Annotated in this window: 7 protein-coding genes and 1 rRNA gene; 6 read left to right on the top strand and 2 right to left on the bottom strand. The window is 64.8% G+C overall.

The features are described from left to right. The 5 genes from E3T39_RS06985 to paaZ all read left to right on the top strand — a co-directional run. A partial coding sequence (locus E3T39_RS06985) for a DEAD/DEAH box helicase (protein WP_241979568.1) occupies nt 1-1,586 on the top strand: 1,586 nt, incomplete at its 5' end. A 185-nt stretch (nt 1,587-1,771) separates the two neighbouring features. Continuing rightward, the gene (locus E3T39_RS06980; RefSeq protein WP_134514012.1) at nt 1,772-3,016 is read left to right on the top strand and encodes a metal-dependent hydrolase family protein; all 1,245 of its coding nucleotides are present in this window, start codon (nt 1,772-1,774) and stop codon (nt 3,014-3,016) included. Between the two features lie 151 nt (nt 3,017-3,167). Next, complete coding sequence (locus E3T39_RS06975; RefSeq protein WP_134514011.1) at nt 3,168-4,352, top strand: thiolase family protein; 1,185 nt, start codon at nt 3,168-3,170, stop codon at nt 4,350-4,352. Continuing rightward, nucleotides 4,352-5,245, top strand: a complete 894-nt coding sequence (locus tag E3T39_RS06970) for a 3-hydroxyacyl-CoA dehydrogenase family protein (protein WP_134514010.1) — start codon at nt 4,352-4,354, stop codon at nt 5,243-5,245. The genes E3T39_RS06975 and E3T39_RS06970 overlap by 1 nt, the downstream gene beginning before the upstream one ends. Before the next feature lie 50 nt (nt 5,246-5,295). Further along, complete coding sequence (gene paaZ / locus E3T39_RS06965) at nt 5,296-7,353, top strand: phenylacetic acid degradation bifunctional protein PaaZ (RefSeq protein ID WP_134514009.1); 2,058 nt, start codon at nt 5,296-5,298, stop codon at nt 7,351-7,353. Nucleotides 7,354-7,469: 116 nt separating this feature from the next. Here paaZ and E3T39_RS06960 read toward each other — a convergent pair whose 3' ends face one another. Together E3T39_RS06960 and E3T39_RS06955 are read right to left on the bottom strand one after the other, a co-directional pair. Next, complete coding sequence (locus E3T39_RS06960; protein WP_241979567.1) at nt 7,470-7,847, bottom strand: DUF7882 family protein; 378 nt, start codon at nt 7,845-7,847, stop codon at nt 7,470-7,472. Between the two features lie 135 nt (nt 7,848-7,982). Beyond that, nucleotides 7,983-9,233 (bottom strand): low temperature requirement protein A, encoded by a 1,251-nt coding sequence (locus E3T39_RS06955; protein ID WP_166784073.1) that lies wholly within the window; start codon nt 9,231-9,233, stop codon nt 7,983-7,985. 629 nt (nt 9,234-9,862) lie between these two features. Here E3T39_RS06955 and E3T39_RS06950 point away from each other — a divergent pair. Further along, a 16S ribosomal RNA gene (locus E3T39_RS06950) occupies nt 9,863-9,949 on the top strand; the annotation flags it as partial.

Below are 9,949 nucleotides of genomic sequence, written 5' to 3'. Positions count from 1 at the left end.
GCCCCTCGTACGGTGACCGCAACAGCGCTCCTCGTACCGAGCGTCCGTCCTATGGTGATCGTGCCCCGCGCACTGACCGTCCTGCCTACAACAACGACCGTCCGGCGCGTACCGAGCGTCCGTCCTATGGTGACCGTGCCCCTCGCACGGATCGTCCGGCCTACAACAACGATCGTCCCGCACGTACCGAGCGTCCGTCCTATGGTGATCGTGCCCCGCGCAGCTTCGATGACCGCGCCCCTCGCCGGTCGAACGATGACCGTCCGCCCCGTCGTGACTTCGGAAACGACCGTCCGAGCGACGGCGACAGCAAGTTCTACCCGAAGCGCAGCGAAAACGGCGTCAAGCCGACCTTCGCCGGCGGCGACGACGTCGTGCTTGAGCGTCTCGAAGCCATCGCGACGACGGCCTCCGATGTCGTCGGTGTGACGTTCGGCGATCTGGGGCTCGGCGAGAACATCGTGCGCGAGCTCGCCGCCCTCGGCGCTCCGTCACCGTTCCCGATCCAGGCTGCGACCATCCCCGACGTGCTCGCTGGGCGCGACGTGCTCGGCCGTGGCAAGACTGGATCCGGTAAGACCATCGCCTTCGGCGCTCCCCTCGTGGAGAAGCTGATGGAGAACAACGGCGCCAAAGACCGCAAGATGGCCCGCAAACCCCGCGCGCTCATCCTGGCCCCGACCCGTGAGCTCGCCCTGCAGATCGACCGCACAGTGCAGCCCATCGCCCGCAGCGTCGGACTCTTCACCACCCAGATCTACGGCGGCGTTCCGCAGTACCGCCAGGTCAGCGCCCTCCAGCGCGGCGTGGACATCATCATCGGCACCGCCGGCCGCATCGAAGACCTCATTGACCAGGGTCGTCTCGACCTGAGTGAAGTTGTCGTGACCGTTCTCGACGAGGCCGACTACATGTGCGACCTCGGGTTCCTCGAGCCCGTGCAGCGCATCCTGCGCCAGACCAAGGCCGGCGGCCAGAAGCTGCTCTTCTCCGCAACCCTCGACAAGGGCGTTGCCTCGCTGGTCAAGGAGTTCCTGACCAACCCGGCCGTGCACGAGGTCGCCGGCGAAGACCAGGCCTCCTCAACGATCGACCACCGCGTGCTCGTCATCGAGCACCGCGACAAGGGCCGCATCATCGAAGAGCTCGTCAACCGTGAGGGCAAGACGCTCATCTTCAGCCGCACCCGCGCCTACGCTGAGCAGCTCGCCGACCAGCTCGAAGACGCCGGGGTCAAGGCCACCAGCCTGCACGGTGACCTCAACCAGGCTCGCCGCACCCGCAACCTGCAGATGCTCACGAGTGGCCGGGTCAACGTTCTCGTCGCAACGGATGTCGCTGCTCGCGGAATCCACGTCGACGACATCGACCTGGTCATCCAGGCCGACGCCCCCGACGAGTACAAGACGTACCTGCACCGCGCGGGACGCACCGGCCGCGCCGGCAAGACCGGAACCGTCGTGACGCTCATTCCCAAGCAGCGCAAGCGCCGCATGGACGAGCTGCTCGATCGGGCCGAGATCGACGCGAGCTACACCTCCGCCACCCCGGGTGACGCGGCTGTGCGCGAACTGGCGAACATCTAGCATCCGCTCGCAAGTTCGTTGAAGCAATAATGGGCATCCACCGTGCGGTGGGTGCCCATTTTGTTTTCGTTCCCTTTGGGGGCACGATCAGGTGTAGGCAACAGGGGGAATTGCACGAGGATCGTCCGCACTGATGCAGTCGATGGGACCCCGATCGCCCTGCCGGCATCCACTGAAAGGTCCTCATGACTGTCTCTTCCACCGTCTTTCGGAACGCGCACGTTTTTAACGGCGAACGGTTCCTTCCCGAGCCAGCAGACGTTGTCTTCACCGGAATCACCGTCGCGGCGGTCGGCCCGCAGGCCGGATCCGATCCGGCCTTTGCCAATGCCAGCGTGATTGATTGCAGCGGCAAGACGGTGTTGCCCGGGCTGATCGACCTGCACATTCACTCCACGACCTCGAACCCTGGATCACTCCAGGCCTTCACCGAACCGTTCTCCCTGCAGTTTTACGAATCAGTTCGCAATCTCGAGTCGACCTTGCGCGCCGGAATCACCTCGGCTCGCGACGCTGGCGGCGCGGATCTGGGCACCAAGCTTGCCGTTGACAGCGGACTGATCAAGGGTCCGCGCCTGCGTTTGGCAATCAGCATCATGTCCCAAACCGGCGGACACGCGGACTTCTGGCAGCCTTCCGGAGTGGAGTCCCCGACCATGGGCCCACACCCTGGCCGTCCAAGCGGAATCGCGGACGGAGTCGAAGAAGTGCGCAAGGTCACCCGACGGATGCTTCGAGCGGGTGCCGACCAGATCAAGATCTGCTCGACCGGCGGTGTGCTCTCGCCGACGGATGACCCGCGGCACTCGCAGTTCTCCGAGGCCGAGATTCGGGTCATCGTGGAGGAGGCAGAAGCGCAGGGCAAATATGTCATGGCGCACGCGCAGGGAGCTGCCGGAATTAAGAACGCCCTTCGGATGGGTGTGCGCACCATTGAGCACGGAATCTATCTCGACGACGAAGCCATCGCCCTCTTTCTTGAGAAGAACGCGTACCTCGTTCCCACCCTCGCCGCACCGGAGGCTGTGATCCGCAAGGCGGCAACGGGACAGAGCGGACTCTCGCCGCTGGTGATCGCGAAAGCACACCAGGTCATTGACATTCACCGAGAATCCATTCGGCGAGCGGTCACCGCCGGTGTGCGCATCGCCATGGGCACCGATTCCGGGGTGGGCGTGCACGGCGAAAACCTACAGGAGTTGGCCCTGCTCGCTGGGGTGGGCATGACGCTCGAGCAGGTACTCGCCGCCACGACGTCGGTGGCCGGAGAACTCATCACGCCCCTCGGATCCGTTGGGCGATTGGCTCCGTCGTATGTGGCAGACGCCGTGATCCTGAACGCTCGCCTCGACTCCGTCGAGCAACTCGCGATACTCCCGTCCATGATCGACCAGGTGTGGAAGGACGGCCGAAACCAGTTTCCCGTGTAGCCGATTAGTCGGCGCGGACGTTCGCGTAGGCAACGTCCAGAATCGGGAGTTGCCGCGCGAGCATCCGTCTGCCAGAATTACTTTCCGAACGGTCGGTAGTTTATTCGTCGTTCCCGCAGGCACCCGCAGACACCGTCGTCAGGAGATAAGCATGGCTGAGGCCTACCTCGTTGGAGGAGCACGCACCCCCGTTGGTCGCTACGGCGGAGCGCTGGCCACAGTTCGTCCCGATGACCTCGCCGCGCTCGTCGTCGGCGAGGCCGTGCGCCGCGCCGGCATCGATTCAGGACTCATCGAGGAAATCATCTTCGGCGCAGCCACCCAGGCCGGCGAAGACAATCGCAACGTCGCCCGCATGGCTGGGTTGCTCGCCGGGCTGCCGGACCACGTGCCCGGAATCACCGTCAACCGGCTGTGCGCGTCGGGAATGTCCGCGATTACCATGGCCGCGCAGGCCATCCGCGCCGGCGACGCTGACCTCATGATTGCCGGCGGCGTCGAGTCGATGACCCGCGCCCCCTGGGTGCAGGCCAAACCCGATCGCGCCTGGGCCAAGCCCGGCGCCCAGTTCGACACCTCCATCGGCTGGCGCTTCGTGAACCCGAAACTTGCTGCCCGCGACAAGGCCACTTTCTCCATGTCGGAGACGGCCGAAGAGGTCGCCCGGCTCGACGGCATCACGCGCGAAGAAGCGGATGCCTTCGCTCTCCGCAGCCACCAGCGCGCCGCTGCCGCGATCGACGCCGGTCACTTCGTCGATGAAATCGTCGGCGTACCCACCAAAAAGGGCGAGGTGCTCGTCGATGAGGGCCTGCGCCGCGACACCACCCTCGAGGGCCTCGCCGCCCTGCGGCCCATTGTCGCCGGCGGCTCCGTCGTCACGGCCGGCAACGCCAGCTCGCTCAATGATGGCGCCTCGGCGATTCTCGTGGCGAGCGGTGAGGCCGTGAAAAAGTACGGCCTCACGCCGCGCGCCAGAATCGTGGTCGGTGCGAGCGTCGGCCTGGCCCCGGAGATCATGGGCCTCGGCCCGGTCGCCGCCACCCAGCGCGCCCTCGACCGCAGTGGCCTGAACATCGCGGACCTCGGGGCGATCGAACTCAACGAAGCCTTCGCCACCCAGTCGATCGCGTGCATCCGCCGCCTGGGCCTCCATGAAGAAATCGTCAACCGCGACGGCGGCGCGATCGCGCTCGGGCATCCGCTCGGATCGAGCGGAGCTCGCCTCGTCGTCACCCTGCTCGCCCGTATGGAGCGGGAAAACGCCCAGCACGGCCTCGCCACCATGTGTGTCGGCGTCGGTCAGGGCTCGGCCCTCATCTTGGAGCGTGTCTGATGCCTGTGTCTGAACTGGAACTCGGTGATCGTGGAGAGTCGGGCGTTCCCGATCGCGTCGGCGTGCTCGGCGGCGGCCGCATGGGCGCCGGCATCGCACACGCTTTTTTGCTCGCCGGAGCCCACGTGGCCCTCGTCGAACGTAATGACACCGAGGCGACGGCCGCCCGCGAGCGCGTGCTGCGTGCCGTCGACGCGAGCATTACCCGCGGCGCCACCGGTGAAACCCGCGCGGAACTCACGGCTCGCCTCGCAGTCGGAGCCGACTTCGGCCTGTTCGCCGACCGGGAACTCGTCGTCGAAGCGGTCCCCGAGGTGCGTGCGCTAAAGATCGAGGCCCTGCAAAAGGTCGAGGCCCAGCTTTCGGCCGAGGCCGCCCTCGCGAGCAATACCTCGTCGATCTCGATCGACGACCTCGCCGACGAACTGCAGCGTCCGGCGCGCTTTCTCGGCCTGCACTTCTTCAACCCGGTGCCCGCCTCGAATCTGGTCGAGCTCGTCACTGGCAGCGCTACCTCACCCGAATTGGTAGCGGATGCCCAGAGCTGGGTTTCCGCCCTCGGCAAGACTCCGATTACCGTTAGTGACGCGCCTGGATTTGCTTCGTCCCGGCTCGGAGTGGCCCTCGGTCTTGAGGCCATCCGCATGCTCGAAGAGGGCGTCGCGAGCGCCTCGGATATTGATGCCGCAATGATGCTGGGCTACAAGCATCCGGTTGGGCCGTTGAAACTGACCGACCTGGTTGGACTCGACGTGCGCCTCGGCATTGCCGAGTACCTGCACAAGCAGCTCGGCGCCCGTTTCGAGCCGCCGGCGCTGCTGCGCCGTCTCGTGGCGGAGGGCAAACTTGGCCGCAAGTCCGGCCAGGGCTTCTACCGTTGGGACGAAGCCTGATGAGTGCCCAGACCTCCACTGCACCCCGCATAGAACACAAGGGAGAACCCATGACGACCATTCTGCCCAGCTACGTCCAGGGCGCCTGGTGGACGCCCCCTGAAGAGGCCAGCGGCACCGACGTCTGTGACGCCTCGACCGGTGAGGTCATCACCCGCGTCAGCACCCAGGGCCTCGACCTCGCCGCGGCGCTCGAGTACGCGCGCACGGTCGGCCAAAAATCGCTCGGCGAGCTCACCTTTCACCAGCGTGCCGTGCTGCTCAAGCGGATGGCGCTGGTGCTGACCGATCAGAAAAAGGCGCTCTACGCGCTGTCCAGCCGCACCGGCGCCACCAAGGTCGACTCCTGGGTCGACATCGACGGCGGCATCGGCGTGCTGTTCAGCTATTCATCCAAAGGCCGCCGCGAGTTGCCCAACGCTCGCGTCTACGTTGACGGGCCGGTCGAGCCGCTCTCCAAGGACGGCTCCTTCATCGCCCGCCACATTTACTCGCGCCTGCCCGGAGTGGCCGTGCAGATCAACGCGTTCAACTTTCCGGTCTGGGGAGCCCTCGAGAAGTTCGCGCCGGCGTTCCTGGCCGGGGTGCCCACCCTCGTGAAGCCCGCGACCCCGTCCGGCTACCTCGCCGAGGCCTTCGTGCGCATACTCACCGACTCCGGACTGCTTCCCGAGGGCTCGCTGCAGCTGATCTCCGGCAGCGTGCCGACGCTGTTCGACGACGTGCGCCTCGGCGACCTCGTCGCCTTCACCGGATCGGCCTCGACCGCCGAGAAGCTGCGGGCGAGCGACTCGGTGCAGACCGGGGGAGTGCGTTTCACCAACGAGACCGACTCGATTAATGCATCCGTTCTCGGAACGGATGCCACCGCCGGCACCCCCGAATTCGATGCCTTCGTCAAGCAGGTCGTCTCCGAGATGACCGTCAAGGCCGGCCAGAAGTGCACCGCCATCCGCCGCGTCATCGTGCCGCGCGAGGCCATGGATGACGTCGTCGCGGCCGTGCAGGCTCGCATCACCGAACGCATCGTGCTCGGCGACCCTCGGGCCGAGGGCGTCACCATGGGCCCGCTCGCCTCCAGCGCACAGCGCCTCGAAGTGCTCAAGCAGGTCGCCAGCCTCCAGGCCGCCGGCGGCAAACTGGTTGTCGGCACAACGGATGCCCCCGCCGTTCTGCACGCGGACGGAACGACCGCGCTCGCTCCCGATGGCGCTTTCGTCGAGCCGCTATTGCTGCGCTTCGACGACGCGTCCGTTGCCGCCGTGCACGAGGTCGAGGCCTTCGGCCCGGTCTCGAGCGTGCTCGGCTATGACACTCTCGACGAGGCCATCGCCCTCGTGCGGCGGGGTGGCGGGTCGCTCGTGACGAGTATCGCAACCCATGACCCGGCCGTGGCCGTCGCCTTGATGACCGGAATTTCCGCCTTCAATGGTCGCGTGCTCGTGCTCGACCGAGACGACGCCCGCACCTCCACCGGGCATGGCTCGCCGGTTCCGCAGCTCGTGCACGGTGGCCCGGGTCGGGCGGGCGGCGGCGAAGAACTCGGCGGCATCCGCGCCGTGCTGCACCACATGCAGCGCACCGCCATCCAGGGCTCGCCCGAGATGCTGACGGCCATCACGGGGATCTGGCACCAGGGCGCGTCTGCGCGAGCCGGCACCACGCATCCGTTCAGGAAGAGCCTGGCCGAGCTCGTGATCGGCGATCAGATCGTCTCGGACTCCCGCACCGTGACCCTTGAGGACATCGAAACCTTCGCCCAGTTCACCGGGGACACCTTCTACGCCCACATGGACGAAGAGGCCGCCGCCGCCAACCCGTTCTTCCCTGGCCGGGTGGCGCACGGCTACCTACTCGTCTCCTGGGCCGCCGGACTGTTCGTCGACCCGGCGCCCGGGCCGGTGCTGGCGAACTCCGGCCTCGAGAACCTACGGTTCGTCACGCCGGTTTCACCCGGCGACAGCATCCGCGTCGCGCTCACCGCGAAGCAGATCACCCCGCGCGAGACCGACGAGTACGGTGAAGTGCGCTGGGATGCCGTACTGACCAACCAGAACGACGAGCTCGTTGCGTCCTACGACGTGCTTACGCTCGTCGCCAAGCACTAGGTCGCTTCAGATTCGAAAGCGGGCCCGCGCTTTGAGCGTGGGCCCGCCTTTTGTGCATCAGTCGTGGGCCCGGTCACCGCTTCTGTCCGTTGCGCAGCGTGGTGCAGTGACGCGGATTAGGTCAGGACAGTGTCGGTGTGGGCGGTCGTTCGCGCGTCAATTGTCGTCTTCGGCCGCGCCGCGAAAGTGGCGACCGGCAACGAACCGGCCTCACTGACGATCTCGAGCCCCTGGGCGCTATTGGCCGAGCGGCTGAGGTCTTCGATCCACTGTCGGTTGAGCGTGGCTGCGCGTCCGCCGGCATATTTGAAATACAGCGGGATGGCCTGGTTCAGCCAGACAGCACTGCGACCAGACCCCACCGATGGGCAATCCTGCCAGGACAGGAGAAAGCTCTCGCCCCGGCGCAGCTTCTGCACGATCACGAGTTGCAGGTGCGCAAGGGTGCGATCATCGATCTCCACGACGACGCGGTCATATGTGAGAGAGCCCATGAATACCTTCCAATCAGTTGCAGCAATGTCGCTCATTTCAGTATTTCGCTCGGACCAGCAGAGCACTAGAGTCCAACGGCCCGACTTGCCGCCATTTGTTCCCGGCCGGGCCCGGTGCGCGGGCCCGGCATCCGCTCAGCCGGCAGCGTCGTCGGTGGTGCCGGCGCGAACGCGGGTGATCGTCTCCCAGGCCGCGACGACGACGAGAATGACGGAAGTTGTAGCACCCAGCCCCAGCGGGGTCAGATAAGTCGATCCCGCTCCGGCCAAGGCCAGCAGCACCACCCCTACCAAGTGCGATACGAGCACGGTGCGCGTGACAATCCAGCGAAACAGCAACAGCCCCGCGAGGTAGAACAGCGGCCCGCCGACCAGTGTGACGGCGACCGGAAGCGTCATCGCGTCTTCCGGGTGCTCGAGGACCGACTTATCGGCGACGGAGGTCAACACGATTCCCGCAATAATAATCGCGTGCACGTAGGTGTAAGCCAGCCGTGCAATCCGACCCGGTTCGCTCGACGCGGCAATCGCTTTGCTCCCGGCCCTCTCCCCGTGGTCAAAATAGAGCCACCACATAGCCACCCCGTTCACAAAGGCGAGAAAGAGCCCGGCTATCCCCAAAACGGATGCTTCCTGGTCGACAAAGGCAAACCCGGTCACGAGAAAGGACTCACCGATGGCGATGATTACGAAAAGGGCACTGCGCTCGGCGATGTGGGGTCCGGAGACATCCCAGTCGTCGACGCCGGGCGCTTTCAGCCCAGGAATCCGAAACCCGAGACTCGCCGAGCCGTACTCGATCGCGAGGGCGATCAGCCAGGCCGGGAGCCGAAAAGCCAGCGGAAGCAGCGCCCCGACAATCCAAAATGCCCCGGCGACCGACAACCACAACAGAATGCGCAAGAACGTTGCGTGCAGTGCCGGATCGTGCCGGGCGAGAGCCAGCACCATGAACACCGTGCGGCCAAGCTGCAGGGCGACGTAAGCGATCGCGAAGACCAGCCCCTGGTCGCCGAAAGAGTCGTAGATCGACGTGCTGATCACGAGTCCCACAAGTGAGAGCCCAATCACGACGCCACGCACGGGAAGCTTGGCCGGGTCGAGCCAATTGGTCACCCAGGTCGTGTATACCCAGAGCCACCAGAGCGCGAGCACCAGAATGATCGACTCGAGCGCTCCGACCCAGGACTGGTTGGCGTAGAGATAGCGCGACAGCTGGGTGAGCGCGAAGACAAAGATGAGGTCGAAGAACAACTCGATGTAGGTCACCCGGTCGCTGCGCTCCGAGTCTGCTGGCCGCAGCAGGCTTCGACGAAACCCGAGGCGCAGTAGCCACGCGCGGTGTTCGAGCGGATACTGCTTGGACGTCTTCACTGATCGGCTCACCTCCTCAGTCTCCCGCGGACAGCGTGCGACACGCCCGGGTGGGGGGCGTTTTGACGGGTGGTCTCGCGGACCGTAATGTATCTATACGTACCCCAAAGGTGCGGAAAGCCGCAGTGCTTTTCGGCCTCACGTGGGACCATCTTCTAGCCAAAACAACTCGTCGTTCTTGACGTATCCACTGGATGCGTAGAGTGTGTGAGTTGGGCTAGGATAGTAAGCCTCCCATCGAGTGTGTGTCACTGGTTGAGTCGGGTTTTTTCGAGTGTTTTGGTGTGCTTCGGCGTGCCGGGATGNGACTGGCTGGGTGGGTAAGTTAGACAAGTTGCCCCGGAGCGACAGCCCAGTAGGGCCTGAAGTCGGGTGCGTCCGATCCTTGAGAACTCAACAGCGTGCACAATGTCAAATGCCAAAAACCTCGTGGTGTTGATCCCGTTTCTAGCGGGTGATCATCAAGAGATTCCTTTGGAAATAATATTGAACAAGTCCTGGTCTTCGGACTAGGCAACTATACAAAGCAAGTCAGTAATGATTTGTTCTGTCAGTTTCAAACTTGCATCTTCTCAACCTATTCCGGTTGGTGGGTGCACTAGATGGGCATTCGGTCTTCGGATCGGGTAGCTATTCAAACATTTACGGAGAGTTTGATCCTGGCTCAGGACGAACGCTGGCGGCGTGCTTAACACATGCAAGTCGAACGGTGAAGAGGAGCTTGCTCC

The organism is Cryobacterium suzukii (genome assembly GCF_004403185.1).
Taxonomy (GTDB): Bacteria; Actinomycetota; Actinomycetes; order Actinomycetales; family Microbacteriaceae; genus Cryobacterium; species Cryobacterium suzukii.
This window is presented reverse-complemented; position numbering and strand designations above follow the sequence as displayed.

Bases quoted from the DNA above. Each gene is read 5' to 3' on its own strand.
- E3T39_RS06980 (WP_134514012.1), top strand. From the start codon at position 1,772: ATGACTGTCTCTTCCACCGTCTTTCGGAACGCGCACGTTTTTAACGGC.
- E3T39_RS06975 (WP_134514011.1), top strand. From the start codon at position 3,168: ATGGCTGAGGCCTACCTCGTTGGAGGAGCACGCACCCCCGTTGGTCGC.
- E3T39_RS06970 (WP_134514010.1), top strand. From the start codon at position 4,352: ATGCCTGTGTCTGAACTGGAACTCGGTGATCGTGGAGAGTCGGGCGTT.
- paaZ (WP_134514009.1), top strand. From the start codon at position 5,296: ATGACGACCATTCTGCCCAGCTACGTCCAGGGCGCCTGGTGGACGCCC.
- E3T39_RS06960 (WP_241979567.1), bottom strand. From the start codon at position 7,847: ATGGGCTCTCTCACATATGACCGCGTCGTCGTGGAGATCGATGATCGC.